The organism is Eikenella sp. NML99-0057, assembly GCF_001648535.1.
GTDB classification, from domain to species: domain Bacteria; phylum Pseudomonadota; class Gammaproteobacteria; order Burkholderiales; family Neisseriaceae; genus Eikenella; species Eikenella exigua.
Window position 1 is genome coordinate 34,985 of sequence record NZ_LXST01000004.1, and the last position, 17,112, is coordinate 52,096.

The 17,112-nt window shown below is 56.4% G+C and carries 15 protein-coding genes; 11 read left to right on the forward strand and 4 right to left on the reverse strand.

Annotated features, from left to right (window positions below):
• Window positions 1–110 precede the first annotated feature (110 nt).
• Entirely contained in the window at window positions 111–881 is a 771-nt protein-coding gene (locus A7Q03_RS06225) for a YggS family pyridoxal phosphate-dependent enzyme (RefSeq protein WP_067448285.1), read from the forward strand.
• Between the two features lie 108 nt (window positions 882–989).
• Here A7Q03_RS06225 and recC read toward each other — a convergent pair whose 3' ends face one another.
• Complete coding sequence (gene recC, locus A7Q03_RS06230; protein ID WP_369814460.1) at window positions 990–4,229, reverse strand: exodeoxyribonuclease V subunit gamma; 3,240 nt, start codon at window positions 4,227–4,229, stop codon at window positions 990–992.
• Window positions 4,230–4,693: 464 nt separating this feature from the next.
• Here recC and tatA point away from each other — a divergent pair, with 464 nt between their 5' ends.
• From tatA to A7Q03_RS06285, 10 genes are all read left to right on the forward strand, one after another.
• A complete protein-coding gene (gene tatA, locus A7Q03_RS06240) occupies window positions 4,694–4,903 on the forward strand; it encodes a Sec-independent protein translocase subunit TatA (RefSeq protein ID WP_067448291.1) in 210 nt (69 codons plus the stop codon).
• A gap of 54 nt (window positions 4,904–4,957) precedes the next feature.
• Window positions 4,958–5,383, forward strand: a complete 426-nt coding sequence (locus A7Q03_RS06245) for a twin-arginine translocase subunit TatB (RefSeq protein ID WP_231881769.1) — start codon at window positions 4,958–4,960, stop codon at window positions 5,381–5,383.
• Window positions 5,380–6,129, forward strand: coding sequence for a twin-arginine translocase subunit TatC (gene tatC, locus A7Q03_RS06250; protein WP_067448295.1), 750 nt, complete (start codon window positions 5,380–5,382; stop codon window positions 6,127–6,129). Before A7Q03_RS06245 ends, tatC begins: the two co-directional genes overlap by 4 nt.
• 151 nt (window positions 6,130–6,280) lie before the next feature.
• Window positions 6,281–6,628, forward strand: coding sequence for a DUF2069 domain-containing protein (locus A7Q03_RS06255; protein WP_369814461.1), 348 nt, complete (start codon window positions 6,281–6,283; stop codon window positions 6,626–6,628).
• A complete protein-coding gene (locus A7Q03_RS06260) occupies window positions 6,625–8,454 on the forward strand; it encodes a PglL family O-oligosaccharyltransferase (protein WP_067448299.1) in 1,830 nt (609 codons plus the stop codon). Before A7Q03_RS06255 ends, A7Q03_RS06260 begins: the two co-directional genes overlap by 4 nt.
• Window positions 8,455–9,045: 591 nt before the next feature.
• On the forward strand, window positions 9,046–9,534 hold the full coding sequence (locus tag A7Q03_RS06265; protein WP_067448301.1) for a pilin: 489 nt from the start codon (window positions 9,046–9,048) through the stop codon (window positions 9,532–9,534).
• A gap of 75 nt (window positions 9,535–9,609) precedes the next feature.
• Window positions 9,610–10,416 carry a hypothetical protein gene (locus A7Q03_RS06270; RefSeq protein WP_067448303.1) on the forward strand — a complete coding sequence of 269 codons (807 nt, stop codon included), beginning with the start codon at window positions 9,610–9,612 and terminating at the stop codon, window positions 10,414–10,416.
• Window positions 10,409–10,888, forward strand: a complete 480-nt coding sequence (locus tag A7Q03_RS10620; RefSeq protein ID WP_067448305.1) for a pilin — start codon at window positions 10,409–10,411, stop codon at window positions 10,886–10,888. The genes A7Q03_RS06270 and A7Q03_RS10620 overlap by 8 nt, the downstream gene beginning before the upstream one ends.
• A gap of 87 nt (window positions 10,889–10,975) precedes the next feature.
• Complete coding sequence (gene tehB, locus A7Q03_RS06280) at window positions 10,976–11,842, forward strand: tellurite resistance methyltransferase TehB (RefSeq protein ID WP_067448307.1); 867 nt, start codon at window positions 10,976–10,978, stop codon at window positions 11,840–11,842.
• Window positions 11,843–12,457: 615 nt separating this feature from the next.
• Window positions 12,458–14,329: an ABC transporter ATP-binding protein gene (locus A7Q03_RS06285; RefSeq protein ID WP_067448309.1), complete on the forward strand. Its 1,872-nt coding sequence runs from the start codon at window positions 12,458–12,460 to the stop codon at window positions 14,327–14,329.
• Window positions 14,330–14,830: 501 nt separating this feature from the next.
• Here the strand turns inward: A7Q03_RS06285 and yidC are convergent.
• The 3 genes from yidC to rnpA form a co-directional block, all read right to left on the reverse strand.
• A complete protein-coding gene (gene yidC / locus A7Q03_RS06290) occupies window positions 14,831–16,462 on the reverse strand; it encodes a membrane protein insertase YidC (RefSeq protein ID WP_067448311.1) in 1,632 nt (543 codons plus the stop codon).
• Window positions 16,463–16,563: 101 nt separating this feature from the next.
• On the reverse strand, window positions 16,564–16,776 hold the full coding sequence (gene yidD, locus A7Q03_RS06295) for a membrane protein insertion efficiency factor YidD (protein WP_067448313.1): 213 nt from the start codon (window positions 16,774–16,776) through the stop codon (window positions 16,564–16,566).
• The gene (gene rnpA / locus A7Q03_RS06300; RefSeq protein WP_067448315.1) at window positions 16,770–17,111 is read right to left on the reverse strand and encodes a ribonuclease P protein component; all 342 of its coding nucleotides are present in this window, start codon (window positions 17,109–17,111) and stop codon (window positions 16,770–16,772) included. Before rnpA ends, yidD begins: the two co-directional genes overlap by 7 nt.
• Window position 17,112 lies beyond the last annotated feature (1 nt).

Below are 17,112 nucleotides of genomic sequence, written 5' to 3' on the forward strand. Positions count from 1 at the left end.
GTTGACTTTAGGCTTATAATTTATTCTGCAACAATTTTAGACTGTTTCATCCGGATGGTCGGCAGATGATGCCGACTGCACGCTAACTTTATAATTTGGAGAAAAAAGAGATGCTTACCGAACCCCACTATGCCAAGGCCGAAACCATTGAAGAATTGGCCGCCAATTTTGCCGAGATTGAAAACAGAATCCGTGCCGCCTGCTGCCGTGCGGGCAGACCGGAGGAATCGGTGCGGCTGTTGCCGGTAACCAAAACGGTGGACGAGCGGCGGCTGCGCATGGCCTACGGGCTGGGCTATCGCCATTTCGGCGAAAACAAGGTGCAGGAGGCGTGGGGCAAGGCTGAGATGATGGCAGATTTGCCGATAGAATGGTCGGTTATCGGCCATTTACAGACCAACAAAATCAAATATGTTGCCCGCTTTGCCACTGAGTTTCAGGCTTTGGACAGCCTGCGGGTGGCCGAACAGCTCAACAACCGCCTGATGCAGGAGGGGCGGGAGCTGGATGTGCTGGTACAGGTGAATACGTCAGGCGAGGAAAGCAAATATGGTTTGGCACCGCAGGAAGTGGTGCCGTTTGTGCGGCAGCTAGTGCCGTTCAATCAACTGAAAATCAAGGGGTTGATGACTTTGGCGCTGCTTTCCAGCGAACGCAGCAAAGTACGCGACTGTTTCGTGTTGCTGCGCACACTGCGTGACAAATTGCGCCGCAACCTGCCGGCAGGAATGAGCATGGACGAATTGTCGATGGGCATGTCGGGCGATTTTGAAATTGCGATTGAGGAGGGGGCAACTATTGTGCGGGTGGGGCAGGCGATTTTCGGCGCACGGGCTTTGCCGGACAGCCATTATTGGCCGGAAGGGGAAAGGCCGGACTAACCCCGGGGGACTTGGTATCGAGGGTGGATTTATCTGCCAAAACAGGCTACCTGAAAACTTCCGGTTACACGGAAAGGTTTTCAGCCAGCTTTTTTGCCTTTGCCTTCTTTATGTGCCAAACCACAAATGCAGCGGGGCGAGCAGCTCTAAAACAAGGCGGGCGAACAGGGGGCTGTTAATCGGCTCGTCTTCATCACGGCCATATACTTGGGCGACTTCAGGGTCTTGGTTTTGGCCGGAGTAGTCACGGCTGTCGCGGTATTTGCCGCGGGCAGCTTTGAGGGCTGCTTCAGGTAGCCCTTGGGCGGCGAGGTTTTCGGCGGTGCAGGCTTTGGCAGTGGCAAGGCTGGTGCGGGGAAAGAAGGGTAGCGGTTGTTTTTGGCCGAGCAAGTAGTAGTCGAACCAGCGGGCAAGTTGCTCGGCAGCTTCCGTTTGCGACAGCGGCGGCAGGGTTTGCGGGCTGTCGAGGGAGACGAGGTGGGTGGCTTGCGCTTTGGGGTGAACGGCGCAATACACCAGGTGTTGCAGCCACAGCCTAATTTCGGCAGGGGCTTTGAGTTCGGCGGCGTGGTAGAAGATTTGGCCGTGCTGGTGCAGGTGGGTGAGACTACCGACGAGAGTGTGGCCGCCGTGCTCGAAACGGAAGGGAAAATCGGGCTCGCGCGGGTTGGCGAGCAGTTCGGAATCGAGCTGCTTGGCGGCGGTGCGCTCGGGCTCTTGCAGGATTTCGCCGAGCAGGCCGGCGGGTAGGAGACTGTCGGCCTGCAGCTTGGCTTCGGTTTGGGCGAAGTCTTCGCAGTGGCGGCGGGCGTCGAGGTAGCGCTGTTTCACTTCGTCGGAGCGCTCGATGGCGTAGGGCTCGGCGGAATCGGCGGGGCGGTCGGCATAGGGGCGTTGCCATTGCAGGGCGCGGCGCAGCCAATGGCACACGGGGTTGCTCCAGAAGTTTAGGAAACTGTCGAGCGATACGGCGGGCTCGGCTGCGGCTTCGGGCAGGGTATCGCTGATAAAGGGCGCGGCTTCGGCGGCGGGCTGGTTGAGGGCTTGGGCGTAGTCTTGGCGGAGGCCGGCTAGGCTACCTGAAAGCCTGTTTTTGCTGAGGCCGACTGAATTTTCCCCATCTACTTGCGGGGCAAAGTAGCGGGTGGAAAAGGCTTGCAGGGGATGTTGGCGCACATGGGCGGCGGCGAAATCGGTGCTGCTCTGGCCGGCCATTTGTGCCAGCGTGTCGATGAGTTCGCTCAGTAGCGGCGAGGGGGCTTGGGCTTCGTCTTTGAGGTGGTCGCGGCCGATGTAGGACAGATAGAGGTGGCTGCGCGCGCTGAGCAGGGATTCGAGGAACAAGTAGCGGTCGTCGTCGCGGCGGGAGCGGTCGCCGGATTGGGGGTGGCGGGCGATGAGGTCGAAGGCGGGGGCGGGGGTTTGGCGCGGGTATTTGCCGTCGTTCAGGCCGAGCAGGCACACAGTGTCGAACGGCAGGCTGCGCATGGGCACCATGCTGCAGAAGGTGATGCCGCCGCGCAAAAAGGCGGCTTCGCTGCTTTGGCCGAAGAAGCGGCACAGGTGCTGGCAGGCGGTGTCGGGCGGCAGGGCCGCGGCATAACCTGCCAGCGCGGCTTCTTCCTGCCATGCGGCCAAGGCCTGGCTGATTTGCTGCCAGGCGGCTTGGTCGGCTTCGGCGGGGGTATCGCCCGCGGCATCGGTCAAGAGGGCGCGGAAACGTTCGATCCAGCCTTCGATGGATGTGGGGCTTTGCCAGCGGCGGCGGTGCTCGCGCAACTTGCCCAGCAGCACAAACCAGGCGGCTTGGGCAGGCTGGCGGGCCAAATCGGCCGGGTAGGGGTGCACGCCCTGCCACAGCGTATCTTCGCCCTCGGGCAGCAGCCAGCCCAACACGCTGCGTTCGGCGGCCTGCTGCCAAGTGAAGGACTTGCCGCTGCCGCCGTGCTCGGCGCGCATTTCGGCATCCGCGCCCCAGTGCACGTTGAGTTCGGCCACGCTGCGGCGCAGGAATTCGGCATCAGTTTCATCAATCTGCCAATGGCGGCGCACCGCTTGGGCATCGAGCAGGGGCAGCAGGCGTTCGGTTTCAAAACGGCTCTGCATCAGGGTGATGAGCTGCTCGGCCAGCAGCATCAAAGGCTGGCTGCGGCTGAGGCGCACGTCGGCCACGGAATACGGCAGGGCGCGGCTGCCGGGCGCGGCTTCGCCGAACACGGCATGGATGAAGGGCAGGTAGTCTTCCACGGCGGGAGTGAGCACGGCGATGTGGTGCGGCTGCAGCTCGGGGTTGTCCGCCAAACGGCGCAGCAGGTGTTCTTTGAGGATTTGCAGCTCGCGCAGGGGGCTGTGGGCGGCTTGGATCACGATGCTGCCGTCCATCTGCGCGCTGCCTTTTTCAGGTAGCCTCAACAGCTGGATATCGGCCTGCAAGCGTTGCAGCAGGCTGGGTGATTCGGGCGGCGCGGGGAAGAGTTCCACCTGCTCCATGGCGCGGGTGCTCACGGCCAGGCGGTCGAAAAAGTCGCGCCCCTGTTTGCCCAATGAGGAGAGCAGCGGGTGGCCGGCTTCTTCGGTTGCGGATTCGGCCTGTGCGGCCAGCCGTTTCGGGCTTTGGATGTCGCCCCAGTATTGCTGGCTGGGATTAACCGCGAACAGGTGCACATCGGTGTGCTCGGCCAGGGCCTGCAACAAATCCAGATACACCGGCGCCAGCGTGGAAATGCCGAACGCCAAATAACGCTGCGGCAGGCGCGCCGGATTCAGCGCGGCCAGCAGCCGTTCGTGCTGCGCGGCGCGGTGGGCGGCGGGGGTGTCGGCGGCGAGCGTGCGCCACAACGCGGCCTGCCAGGCTTCGTCTGCGCCCAAACCGTTGAGCTTGCCCTGCTCCCATTGTACGAGCCAATGCGGGCGGTACACCAAATATTGGTCGAACACGTCCGCCAGCCGCCCCGCCAAATGATAAGCCGCCGCCGTACTGCTTTTCAGGTAGCCCCGCAACACTGCGGGCAAGGCCGAGTCGGCACTTTCCAGCAGCGGCAGCAGCCGCCAGCGCAACACTTCCGGCGCAAACGGGTTCAGGCGCGGCGCATCCGGCAGGAAGCGGCGCGTGAGCTGCCAGCTCAGTGCCGCCGGCAGGCTGAAATTCAAATTGGCCGCAATGCCGCTGCGCTCGGCCAAATAGTGGTTGAGATAACGGCGCATCCCCTGGCTCTGCACCACGATTTCTTCCGGCGCAAACACCGCTTCCGGCGGCGCAGCCTGCATCAGCGCAACGGCGGTTTCAGCAAGGAATTCGAGGCGGTTGGAAGAATAAAGATGGAGCATGGCGCGGGCGGGAGTAAGCAAGAAGAAAGAATCGGCATTATATAGCGAACGGCCGGGTTTGGCGGCGCGGCCAAGTCAGTTTTTGGTTTGCCTCCCGTTTTCAGGTAGCCTCATTCAGGTTGGCAAGATAAAACCGTTCCGACGAGATGACTTGCAGCCCGCCATCTTGCAGGCTACCTGGGCTCCCATAGGGATGGGTTTGATACCCGCCCGTAGCCATAACAAGTGCTACCTGAAGTTTGCAAGGAATGGCTTGTCCGATACCCGTGCCCGACCTGTTGGGTTACTTGTCATTCTGCCGCGATGCAATTCCGCCCGCCGCGCCGTTCTTTCGGTTTGCCGCGCCCGCTGTTACAATCGCGGCTATTTGCAGATTGGCGGCGGGGCTGTTTAATTCGGCCGGAACGGGTGTTTTAGCAAAACCTGCTGTACTTAATTTCAGGTAGCCCAGGGTCTGCCATTGAACAGATTGAAAGGAAAGAATGATGGGTATTTCAAGCGGCTGGCATTGGCTGGTGATTTTGATTGTGGTGGTGCTGATTTTCGGCACGAAGAAGCTGCGCGATGTAGGCAAAGACCTCGGCGGGGCAATTCACGATTTTAAAAAGGGCTTAAATGAAGGCAGCGAGGGTGAAAGCGAAACGGCTGCGCCCAAGCAGATTGTTGAACATAAAGAAGAGAAGCCGGGCGAATAGGCGATGTTTGATTTCGCGTTCAGCGAGATGCTGCTGGCGGCGCTGGCGGCGCTGGTGGTGCTGGGGCCGGAGCGGCTGCCGCAGGCGGCGCGGGCTGCCGGGCGGATGGCGGGCAAACTCCAACATTTGGCCGGCAGCCTGAAGGCGGAGCTGGCACAGCACGCGGATATGGCGGATTTGCGCCGGATGCAGGAAACGCTGGCGGATACGGCCAACGAGTTGCGCCAGGAAATGCAGCATTTGCGTTCGTCGGCCGCGCCGGATGTGCCGGCCTGGGAGCGTTTGCCGCCGCAGCGCACGCCGGCGGATTTCGGCTTGGATGAAGACGGCTTGCCAACCCTGCGGGATACGCCGGCTGCAGCGGGCTTCCACACGCCTTCGCTGGGGCAGCGCTCGCGCGCGTGCCGGCGCAAGCTGCAGCCGCGTTTGCGGGTGCGGCCGCGTTTGCGGGTGCGCAAACAGGCGGGAGGTGGCAGATGAACGCGCAGCCTTTGGTGGAACATTTGAAGGAATTGCGCCGCCGCCTGATGTGGGTGGCGGCGGTGTTGCTGCTGTGCCTGTTTGCGGCGGTGCCTTTTGCCAACCGTCTGTATGCACTGGTGGCCAAGCCTTTGATGGCGAGCCTGCCGCCGGGGGCGCATATGCAGGCGATTGATGTGATTGCGCCGGTGTTTGTGCCGCTGAAGGTGGCGCTGATGGCGGCGTTTTTGGTGTCGCTGCCGCATACGCTCTACCAGCTGTGGGCGTTTGTGGCACCGGCACTCTACCGGCACGAAAAACGGCTGGTGCTGCCGCTGTTGCTCTCGAGCGTGGGGCTGTTTTTTGCGGGGATGGCGTTTTGCTATTTTTTGGTGTTCCCGCTGGTGTTTAAAGTGTTTGCCTCGGCCACGCCGGAAGGGGTGAGCATGATGACGGACATCGACCGCTACCTTTCCTTCGTGCTGGGCATGTTTGTGGCCTTCGGTATGGCGTTTGAGCTGCCGGTGTTGGTGGTGTTGCTGTATCGGATGGGGGCGGTATCGCTCGCGGCGCTGAAAACGGCGCGGCCTTATGTAGTGGTAGCGGCATTTGTGGTGGCGGGGATTGTGACGCCGCCGGACGTGATTTCGCAGTTTCTGCTGGCGGTACCGCTGATTGCGCTGTATGAGGCTAGCTTGCTGATGTGCCGGCTGTTTAAGCCGAATGCGGAGGTGGCGGAAACTGTGGAAGCAGATGAGACTACCTGAAAACATCGGCTTTAGCGAAGCTAAGCTTCATTTGCATTTTCAGGTAGCCTTTCCATTACAGCAGGCGGGTGTAAAACCTGCCTTTACTGGTTTCAGGCAGCTTCTTTATTGATTCAATCCAATTCTTTTTTAATTTGAACAAGCAATGCCGATTTCGCAATCTTTTGCCTACCGCACGGCTGTGTGCAGCCTGTTTGCGCTGATTTTCCTTTCCCTAGCTTGGGAGCTGTGGCTGGCGCCGCTGTGCCAGGGCGGCTCTTGGCTGGCTTTGAAGGCGCTGCCTTTGTGCCTGCTGCTGCCGGGTGTGTTGCGGCGCAACCGGCAAACTTTCCTGCTGAGCGGGATGTTGGTGCTGTTTTATGCGGCGGAGGCGGTGGTGCGGCTGTTTGACGCGCAACCGGCAAGCCGGGTTTGTGCGGCGGCGGCTTTGGCCTCGGCTGTGTTGTTTTTTGTATCGGCGCTGGGTTTTCTGCGCTCGGGCAAACGGGAGCGGGCATGATGTGGGAACGGTTTAAGGAAAGTTGGGTGGTGTGGCTGGGCATGGCGCTGATGGCGGTGGTGCCGTTTTTGTCGTCTTGGCGCACGGGGCCGCAGGGGGGCTGGTTTATTGAGAGTGGCTCGCTGCTGTTTGCCGCTTTGTTTGCATTGCTCACACTGTGGCGCAATCCGGCGCGCGCGCGGCTGCCGGGGGCGATGGTGTTTTTTGTGCTGCTGGCGGGATTTTGGCTGGTGCAGGCACGGATTTTGCGGCTGCCGTATCCGGAAATGTCAGATTTGACGGCGGCGGTGTTTTGCGTGATGGCGCTGCTGGCCTGGGCTTGCCGGCTTCAGGTAGCCCGGTTGGGGCAAGACAGGGTGGTGGAAATTTTTGCCTGGGCGCTGCTTTGCGGGGCGGTGTTGCAGGGTTTGGTGTGCGTGTTTCAGTTTATCGGCCACACGTCTTGGCTGCCGGGGATGATGTGTGCGCCGCAGAAGTATTTTGTGTTTGGCCAGGTGGGGCAGCGTAACCATTTGGGGCACTACATGATGTGGGGCGTGCTCGCGCTGGGCTACCTGTGGAGCAGGCGGCTGCTGCCGGGGCTGATTGCGTTGGCGCTTGCGGTGTTTTTGCTGCAGGTGATCGGGGTGATTACTTCGCGCACGATTATGGTGTATGTGGGGGCGTTGCTGCTGCTGGTGCCGCTGCTGTATGTGTTGGGCGGCCGACCGCTGAGCCGCTGGTGCGCGCTGATGGGGCTGTTGGTGCTGGGCGTGCTGGCGGCGCAGTTGATTATGCCGTGGCTGGTGGATACGTGGCTGGCTCCTGATGTGCAGTCTTCGGGCGTGGGGCGTTTGGTGTCGGGCGATGCGGCCAGCCCGGGGCGTGCTTCGGAATGGGCGAAGGCGTGGACGGTGTTTACCGAGCATCCGTGGCTGGGCGTGGGCTGGCAGGGCTATGCGCACGAGAGTTTCGCGCTGGCCATGCGCGGCCCGGAGTTTCGCAATTATGATGTGGGGGTGTTGTTCACCCACAGCCACAACAGTATGCTGGAAATCTTGGCCGAGATGGGCGTGGCGGGCGCCATCTTGGTGTTCGGCGGCTGGCTGGCGGTGGCCAAGGGCTACCTGAAAAAGGGATTGGGCGCGTCTTCGGCGCTGATGCTGGCTCTGATGGCCGTATCGTTGTGCCACAGCCTGCTGGAGTATCCGCTGTGGTATGTGTATTTCCTCACGCCGTTTGCCGTGATGATGAGCCTCACGCCGGCTAAAGCGCCCGGCTGGTATATCGTGCAGGCGGGCAAGTGGCCGCAACGTTTCGGCATGGCCTTTGCCGCGCTGGCAGCCGTCATCATTGTGCAATACGGCTTTGCCTACCACCGCCTGGTGTTCGCCTATGCCAATCCCACCGAGAGCTATCCGCAATACAAACAAGTGGATACCCTGCGCGAGCTGGAGGGCAAACACTATTTCCTCAAATACTACGCACAGATGGGCTTAATCCGCAAAGTGGATTGGCTGCTGCCTCTGCCCGAGTGGGGGCGCGATGCTGCTTTGCGCGCCAGCCTGTTCCGCCCCTATGCCAACACCGCCGTGCGCGCCTTCTATTTGGAGCAGGAAGGCCGCCCGTGCGAAGCCGCCGATTGGCTGGTGAACATGGGCCGCTACTATCCCAAACAAATGCCCGGCCTGCTCGGCACCGCCGCCGCCTTCCACGCTGCGCCCGAAGTGGTGCAGCCCCTGCGCGAGCAGTGCCAACGCTATGTGCAAATCATGCCCCAGGCTGCCGGCAACCTCACCTGCGGCAATGCCTCTGCCCCTGCCGCCCCTAGCGGCAGCGGGGTGTGATGCAGGGGGATGCTACCTGAAAATGAGTGAGGCGGATTGCGCCAAAACGATGTTTCAGCAAGGCCGAAGCTGAGTTTCTATGAAGCTAATCCCCCTTCTGCCAAATGGCGGGCGGCATAACAATGCCGCCTTATTTTCATTTATACCGTAGGGCAGTGCGGTCACGCCGTCGAATACGGATGAAGTCGCATACGGATGAATATAGTAAAAATGCCAAAAACCGCTGCTCAACATAGCAGCCAACATAAATTGGCAGCCCATGAAACCCATAAAACGGCAATCTGTGCGAAATAGCGGGCCAAAAACTGACGATAAATGTCAGTTTTGCAGATTCGCCAGTTGCGCAGAACAACCGCATAGGCTGGTTTCTTAAAATTAAATCAAACAAAAAATAATTTAAAAACATATATTTATAAAATAAATAAAACAGTTTTTTTGTTTTTTGGCATAGCCGTTGCTTTATGTCTCTCGTGGTGACGGCAAACAAGCCTAGCCGAAAACGAAGTTTTTTAGTTGTCTCCTTCTTTTGGTTGAAGTTCCCGGATCGAAAGATTCGGTTTATCTAAGTTCCATTTATTAAAGGAAAATGTCATGTTGAAACAAGTACAAAAAGGTTTTACCCTGATCGAGTTGATGATCGTTATCGCCATTATCGGTATCTTGGCTGCTCTGGCTCTGCCGGCTTACCAAGACTACACCATCCGCGCTAAAATGGGTGAAGTAGTATTGGCCGGTTCTACCTGCCGTACCACCATTCAAGAAGCTGCTGACTCTGGTCTGCGCGCTAACCCTGAAGCTAACAAATGGGGCTGTGGTGAAACTGGTTCTGCTACTACTGCCAGCAGCCAGTATGTAAAAGCAATCACTACTGATGCTAACGGTGTTATCACTGTGGAAGCTCAAAACATCAACGATAAAGTTAACGGTAAGAAAATTAAATTGACTCCGTACGCTGATGATGGCAAAACCACTCCGATGGCTACTGCTGACTTCGTTGCTCCTACTAACAAACCGGTTAAAGGTTGGGTTTGCGATTTCGACGGTGAGAAAAAATACACTCCTTCTTCTTGCCGCGGCTAATTGATGCGTAGCAAAAAAGAGCAGCCTAGGCTGCTCTTTTTCTAGTTTGTATGAGTATTGCAGCGGAGCGTATCTATGAGTGAATCCATAATCCCTGTGCCGCGCTGGCGTTTTGCCCTGCGCCTGGCCTCTTTTCATTTGCTCGGTAGCGCGGCATTGGCAGGTTTGGCTGCTTGGCTGGTGGTAAAGTTTTTATATCCGTATCCTTATTCGGAAATGCTTGGCGGCCTGCATTTGCTGCTGATGATGGTGGGGATTGATGTGGTGTGCGGCCCGCTGCTCACTTTGATTTTAGCCAATCCGAAAAAATCCAAAAGGGAAACCTGCGTGGATTTTGCCTTGGTGATTGCCATCCAGCTTGGAGCCTTGTCTTACGGCATTCATACCGTGCATTTGGCTCGGCCGGTGCATTATGCGTTCGACCACGACCGCTTCACTGTGGTTACCGCCGCCCAGCTCAGCGATGAAGATTTGGCCAAAGCGCCGGAAAATATGCGTTCTCTGCCTTTATATGGTGTAGAGCAAATCAGCTTGGCTGCCATTCCGCCGGAAGAAATGCAGGATAGCGTGTTATTGTCTTTAGGCGGTATCGAGCCGGTGGCACGGCCTAATTTGTGGCTGCCGCTGGATGCGGCTAAAGAAACTGCCGATGTGCGTGCGGCCATGAAACCGGTGAGGCACTTAATTCAGCATAGGGCGGCACAACAGGCTGCTATCAAGCAAAAATTGGCAGAGATTAATCTGCCTGAGGCAGAAGCCTATTATCTGCCGTTTACCAGCGATAAAAATAAAGAATGGATCGCCCTCTTGAATAAACAGGGAAAAATTGTGGGCTACTTGCCGATAGATGGCTTTATTGATTCAGGAAAAAATAATGCATAATACAAAAATAAACGGTTTCACTTTGATTGAGCTGATGATTGTGATTGCAATTATCGGTATCCTCACGGCGTTGGCCATCCCTTTTTATAATAACTACACAGGCCGGGCGAAAGTTTCCGAAGCCATCCAAGCTTCGTCGCGTTGCAAAAATACCATTTCTGAAGTGGCGAACACAGGTGTAACAGCATACGTGTTAAACCAGGGGTTTGGTTGCGAAGGAAGCGGTGGGGTAAGCCAGTATGTGGCTGCCATTGAAACGGATGATAAAGGGGTAATCACCGTTACTTTGCAGAATATCCACGAACTCACCGGCGGTAAAATTTTGCTTACTCCGCTCAGGTCGGACGGCACTGCTATGCAGACGGCGGATTTCTTGGTGGGAACGCATCAGCCGGTGCATGGCTGGAAATGCTCACCCGGAGCATCATTAAGCGGCAAGCTAAATTTCTTGCCGGCTTCGTGCAGGGGATAGTGGTTTCTATAGCTGAATTTGAAGGGATACTTTGGAACGGATATATTACGTGTCCGTTCCAATTTTTTACTTTTGAGAAGGAGTATTATGATGAACGAACTCATCTGCTATAAAACCATGCCGATATGGGATAAAACCACTATTCCGGAGGCAGTTTTGTCGCAGCACAACACACAGGTTGGTACGTATGGCAAACTGCGCGTATTGCGCGGGCGGTTGAAGTTTTATGAATTGCAGGAAAACGGTGCGGTGATCGCGGAACATGTGTTGCGGCCGGAAAACGGAGTGTGGACGATTTACCCGCAGGCTTGGCACAAAGTGGAGCCTTTGGATGATGATTTTGCCATGCAGCTGGAATTTCATTGTGAAAAAGCTGATTATTTCCACAAAAAATATGGCATGACCGCCACACATTCCGCTATCCGCGAAGCGGTGCAATCCGTGCCGCCGTGCAAGACGCTGGATTTAGGCTGCGGGCAGGGGCGTAATGCGTTGTTTTTAAGCTTGGTCGGATATGATGTGCACGCTGTAGACCATAGCCCGGCAGCAGTGGACTCGGTGTTGGATATGGCTGCACGCGAACAGCTGCCGCTGCGGGCGGATGCTTACGATATTAACGTTGCTGCCTTGGGCGAAGATTATGATTTTATCTTCTCCACCGTGGTGTTTATGTTCCTCCAGGCCGGCCGTGTATCGGATATTATTGCCGATATGCAGGCGCACACTCGTGCCAGTGGCTATAACTTGATTGTGTCGGCGATGGATACGGCAGACCATCCCTGCCATATGCCGTTCTCGTTCACATTTAAAGAGGACGAATTGCGGCAGTATTACGCCGGCTGGGAATTGCTGAAGTACGAAGAAGCTGTGGGCTCGCTGCACGCCACCGATGCACAAGGGCGGCCGATTCAGTTGAAGTTCGTTACGATGTTGGCGAAGAAGCCCGGTAAATAATTTTGTATTCTGCATTAAGAGGAAGGCTACCTGAAAGTTTCAGGTAGCCTTTTGTGTTCATATGGCCAAGGCAATTATTTCATGCAAGACATATGGCAAGACGATCTAATGCAACAGGAGGTGAAGAGCTTTGGCAGCCGGTGAAGGCTACCTGAAATTTTATAGTGAATTAAAATTAAGAATGCTACAGCGTTGGCTCGCCTAACCATACTACCTGCACTATCTGCGGCTCGCCGCCTTGCCTCATTCTCATTTTAATCCACTATAGTTTCACTGGAACTTACGAAGCTCGTTTTAACTTTGATGAAACCTCGCTTTCAGGTAGCCTGAATGGTTTGTTATTGCAGGCATCCCTTATCTGGAATGCTGCATATTATATTGCTGATCCGCCGCTCCACATCTATCGGCTTCCTAACTCCGTTCTGTGCCCAGCCTTCTGTTTCTGCTATGATAACCGTCTTTGGGGCCATACTTGCGTACCAAGCGGGCGGCCATATTTTTCAGGTAGCCGCAACCATACAGGCTACTTGAAAGCGTGAGCTTCAACGAAGCTCAAACATCAGCCCCGGCTAAAGCTAAAACCTAAATTTCTATTTAAATATAAAGTACCACACCATGTTCAACCGTTTATTCTCCTGGTTTGAAAACCGCATCGATCCCTATCCAGCCAGCGAGCCGAAAACCCCGCGCAACGGGCTGTTTGGCTTTATTTGGAGCAATCTCGAAGGTGTGCGCGGCTGGCTCGTGCTGCTGGCGCTGCTCTCCGGCGGTATCGGCATTGGCGAAGCCTTGCTGTTTCAATTTATCGGTAAAATCGTCGACTGGCTCGGCCGCTATACGCCTGAGACGCTGTTTGCCGAAAAAGGCTTGGCACTCGTTGGCATGGGCGTGCTGATGGTGGTGCTGGTGATTTGGACGTTTTTCACTTCCTCCATCCGCCTGCAGGTATTGCAGGGCGTATTCCCCATGCGCCTGCGTTGGAATTTCCACCGCCTGATGCTCGGCCAATCACTCAGCTTTTATCAAGACGAGTTTGCCGGCCGCGTGTCGGCCAAAGTGATGCAGACCGCGCTGGCCGTGCGCGATACGGTAATGACCATCGCCGATATGGTGATGTATGTGCTGGTGTATTTCATCACTTCCGGCGTGATTTTGGTGGCGCTGGATAGCTGGCTGCTGCTGCCTTTTGTGGGCTGGCTCATCGGCTTCAGCCTGGTAATGCGCTTTCTGATTCCCCGGCTTGGCCAAACCGCCGCCCGCCAGGCCGATGCCCGCTCGCTGATGACCGGCCGCGTTACTGATGCCTACGCCAACATCGCCACCGTGAAACTCTTCTCCCACGGCGCACGCGAAGCCGATTATGCCCGCCGTTCGATGGAAGAGTTTATGGTAACCGTGCACGCTCAAATGCGGCTGGCCACCCTGCTCTACAGTGCCAGTGCCGCAGTAAACACCACGCTCACCCTTTCCACTGCCGTGCTCGGCATTTGGCTGTGGCACAATGGCCAGGTGGGCGTGGGCGCCGTGGCCACCGCCACTGCCATGGCGCTGCGCGTGAACGGGCTCTCGCAATACATCATGTGGGAATCCGCCCGACTATTTGAGAATATCGGCACTGTGGCCGACGGCATGGGCACGCTTTCCAAGCCGCAAACCATCCTCGACAAGCCCGATGCCAAGCCCCTGTTGGTGAACAAAGGCGAAATCTGCTTCAACCACATTGATTTCTCCTACGAGCCCGGCAAGCCCCTGCTTAACGGCTTCAACCTACACATCTGCCCCGGCGAAAAAGTCGGCCTTATCGGCCGCAGCGGTGCCGGCAAATCCACCATTGTGAATCTGCTATTGCGTTTCTATGAGCCGCAGAGCGGTCAAATCTGCATCGACGGGCAAAATATCGATAGCGTTACCCAAGAAAGCCTGCGCGCCCAAATCGGTCTGGTCACACAAGACACCAGCCTGCTGCACCGCTCGGTGCGCGACAATATCGTCTACGGCCGCCCCGACGCTACCGAAGAAGACATGTTGCAAGCCGCCCGGCGTGCCGAAGCTGCCGAATTCATCCCCCAGCTTTCCGATGCCAAAGGCCGCAAAGGCTACGATGCCCATGTGGGCGAGCGCGGCGTGAAGCTTTCCGGCGGCCAGCGCCAACGCATCGCCATCGCGCGCGTGATGCTCAAAGACGCACCGATTCTGCTTTTGGACGAAGCCACCAGCGCGCTCGATTCTGAAGTGGAAGCCGCTATCCAAGAAAGCCTCGGCACCATGATGGAAGGCAAAACCGTTATCGCCATTGCTCACCGCCTCTCCACCATCGCCGCCATGGACCGCCTCATCGTGCTCGACAAAGGCCGTATCGTGGAAGAAGGCAACCACGCTGAACTCTTGGCTAAAGGTGGCCTCTATGCCAGCCTATGGGCACATCAAAGCGGCGGCTTTCTCAACGTAAAAGAGCTGGAGGCAGGGCAGACGCTTGAGAAGGAGTAAAGCCTGCTGGCTGTCGAACAAACATGAAGGAAGGCTACCTGAAAATTTTCAGGTAGCCTTTTGCCGTATTTTGCTTTAATTCGCGTTCATATTGATGTTGTCTTTAAATTGTGCGTTTGATACTTGCACCATCAGTGGATCGGCTGAGCCGATGGCTTTGAGATCGTGATGTGCTCCTTACGCCGTGTTGAAAATGAAATTTATCCTTTTAATTATTAAGGATAATTTACATTATGGCGGGCTGCCTGAAAAGTGAATTCGCCCTTTATCATTCACGCTAATCTAATTGTTTCAAACATGCATGAGGGTAAGGCGGCAATCTATGCTGCCAGGAGAGCCGACGCGCATCCTATTTGGAACGACTATATAGCTGAAGCACTTATTTTCATACAAGGCAAACTAATACTGTATGAGGAGATAAGTGTTTTATCTATCACAACGCCAATAACAAAACAAGCCCGAACCTTGTGGATTCGGGCTGTTGCTATTTTCTGCTACACTTTAAAGCTTGGCGGTACCATTGATTTTCCGATTAATCAGCCACTGTTGCGCCATACTCAAGAGGTTGTTCACCACATAGTAGAGCACCAGGCCGGCGGGGAAGAAGAAGAACATCACGGAAAAAGCCAGCGGCATGATTTTCATCATTTTGGCCTGCATCGGGTCGCTCGGTGGTGGGCTGAGTTTGGTTTGGATATACATGGTCAGCGCCATCAGAATTGGCAGGATGTAGAGTGGGTCGGGGCGAGCCAGGTCAGCCACCCAGCCCCACGGGGCCTGGCGCAGCTCAACAGAGGCGAGCAGCACCCAATACAGACCGATAAACACGGGGAACTGCAACAGCATGGGTAGGCAGCCGCCCAGAGGGTTGATTTTCTCGTCTTTATACATCTTCATCATGGCCTGTTGCAGCGCTGCACGGTCGTCACCGTGCTGTTTTTTCAGCATTTCCAGCTTAGGTGCAACGGCACGCATTTTGGCCATGGAGCGGTAAGAAGCGTTGGTGAGCGGCAGCAGCAGGGTTTTGACGATGATGGTCAGCAAAACGATGGACCAGCCCCAGTTGCCGATGAGACTGTGCAGCCAGTTGAGCAAGCCGAACAGCGGCGCGGCCACCACATGGGTACGGCCATAGTCTTTCACCAGCTCCAAGCGGTCAGCCACTTTGCTGATCACGGCGTATTCCTGCGGGCCGGCATACAATTCGGCAGGCACGCTCAGTTTCTGGCCAGCAGCAATCGCGGGCAGCGGCATACGCACGCCAGCGGAGTAAAGGTTGTCGCTGCGGCGTTTGATATCGAGCAAGCAGTTGCCGTTTTGGCAGATGCTGTTGCCATCTTTGGGCTGTAACACCCATACGGTGGTGAAGTAGTGCTGAGTGAAGCCAACCCAGCCGCTGGTAGCGGTGCGCTGGTAATCGGCGCGATCACGTTTGCTCTCGAAGTCGTCGTCCAAATCTTTAAACGGCACTTTTTGGAAGTTACCATCGGGCGTGTAGGCTACTGGGCCGACATAGGTTTGGTTGAAATAACCGCTGCCCTCGGGCGTGCTGTTGTCGCGCAGCACACGATACACGCCGTCCAGCTTCAGCGGGGTATCAGTGTGGTTGGTAATATCGAACCGTACATCAATAAGGTAGCTGCCTTTACGGAAGGTGTACACTTTGTCTACCTGAACGCCGTTGGTTTCTGGTGCGCTCAAGCGCACTTCCAGCGTATCTCCATTGAGGGTGTAGCTGTTTTGCGGGGCTTTGAAGCTGCTGTCTTGTAGCAGGTAGTTGCCTTTTTGGTCGATCAACAGCGATTGCACCAAGTATTTGTGCTCGTTGTTGTCGGAGAGCAGGGTGAAGGTTTTGCTGGCATCGCCGGCGGAGTTGTGTTTGAGTAAATCCAGCCCGCGCAAATCGCCGCTGTTTTCATCGATTACGGCTTTAAGCGTGTCGGTGCTTACGGTAATCGGCTTGGTGGGCGGCAAATCGTTCCCGGCCACGGGGGCGGCGGCTTGCTGTTCCGTCTGCGCGGCTGCCTGTTCGGGCTGTTGCGGCTGGGGATTGAAATAATTCCAAACCATCAAGGTCAGGATAGCGATAATGGCAAAAACCACCGTCCGCTTCAATTCGTTGTTGGATTCCATAATCAGGTTCCGTTTGAAAACAGGAGAAAACGGCAGTCTGCATTCCAATGCAGGCTACCTGAGAATTCTGCCGCCATGCGGTACGAATACCGTAGGCAGGCTTAAGGCACAGGGTCGTAACCGCTGCCTCCCCACGGATGGCAACGGCCGATGCGCTTGGCTGCCAGCCAGCCGCCTTTGAGTGCACCGTATTTGCTCACCGCCTCAATGGCGTATTGCGAACAAGTGGGCTGATAACGGCAGCGCGGCGGCAGCAGCGGGCTGATTGCGTATTGGTAAAACCGGATCAGCCCCAGCAGGATTTTGGCTAGCATGGTTTTTTCGGTACAATCTGTTCCAACTGTGCCAACACCTGCTGCCGCTCTGCCTTGCCGAAGGGACGGCGCACACGAATCACCAAATCGCTGCTGTCTAAATGGTGCCGATTGAGACGGAACCATTCGCGCAGCGTGCGTTTCATATAATTGCGGCGGTTGGCACGTAGGGCAGTTTTCTTGGCCACCACCAAACCCAGCCGCGGATGTCCCAGCCCGTTGGGCTTGTGCCACAGTTGGATATCCGGCCGCAATTTCAGCCGGCGTAAAGCAAAAACGGATGAGAAATCATCCGTTTTCAGTAAGCGGTATGGTTTGCCGAAACAGTAATCCACT

Coding starts and splice junctions, on each gene's coding strand:
- A7Q03_RS06265 (WP_067448301.1), top strand. CDS start 9,046: ATGTTGAAACAAGTACAAAAAGGTTTTACCCTGATCGAGTTGATGATC.
- tatA (WP_067448291.1), top strand. CDS start 4,694: ATGGGTATTTCAAGCGGCTGGCATTGGCTGGTGATTTTGATTGTGGTG.
- tatC (WP_067448295.1), top strand. CDS start 5,380: ATGAACGCGCAGCCTTTGGTGGAACATTTGAAGGAATTGCGCCGCCGC.
- A7Q03_RS06225 (WP_067448285.1), top strand. CDS start 111: ATGCTTACCGAACCCCACTATGCCAAGGCCGAAACCATTGAAGAATTG.
- A7Q03_RS10620 (WP_067448305.1), top strand. CDS start 10,409: ATGCATAATACAAAAATAAACGGTTTCACTTTGATTGAGCTGATGATT.
- A7Q03_RS06285 (WP_067448309.1), top strand. CDS start 12,458: ATGTTCAACCGTTTATTCTCCTGGTTTGAAAACCGCATCGATCCCTAT.
- tehB (WP_067448307.1), top strand. CDS start 10,976: ATGATGAACGAACTCATCTGCTATAAAACCATGCCGATATGGGATAAA.
- A7Q03_RS06260 (WP_067448299.1), top strand. CDS start 6,625: ATGATGTGGGAACGGTTTAAGGAAAGTTGGGTGGTGTGGCTGGGCATG.
- yidD (WP_067448313.1), bottom strand. CDS start 16,776: ATGCTAGCCAAAATCCTGCTGGGGCTGATCCGGTTTTACCAATACGCA.
- A7Q03_RS06270 (WP_067448303.1), top strand. CDS start 9,610: ATGAGTGAATCCATAATCCCTGTGCCGCGCTGGCGTTTTGCCCTGCGC.
- yidC (WP_067448311.1), bottom strand. CDS start 16,462: ATGGAATCCAACAACGAATTGAAGCGGACGGTGGTTTTTGCCATTATC.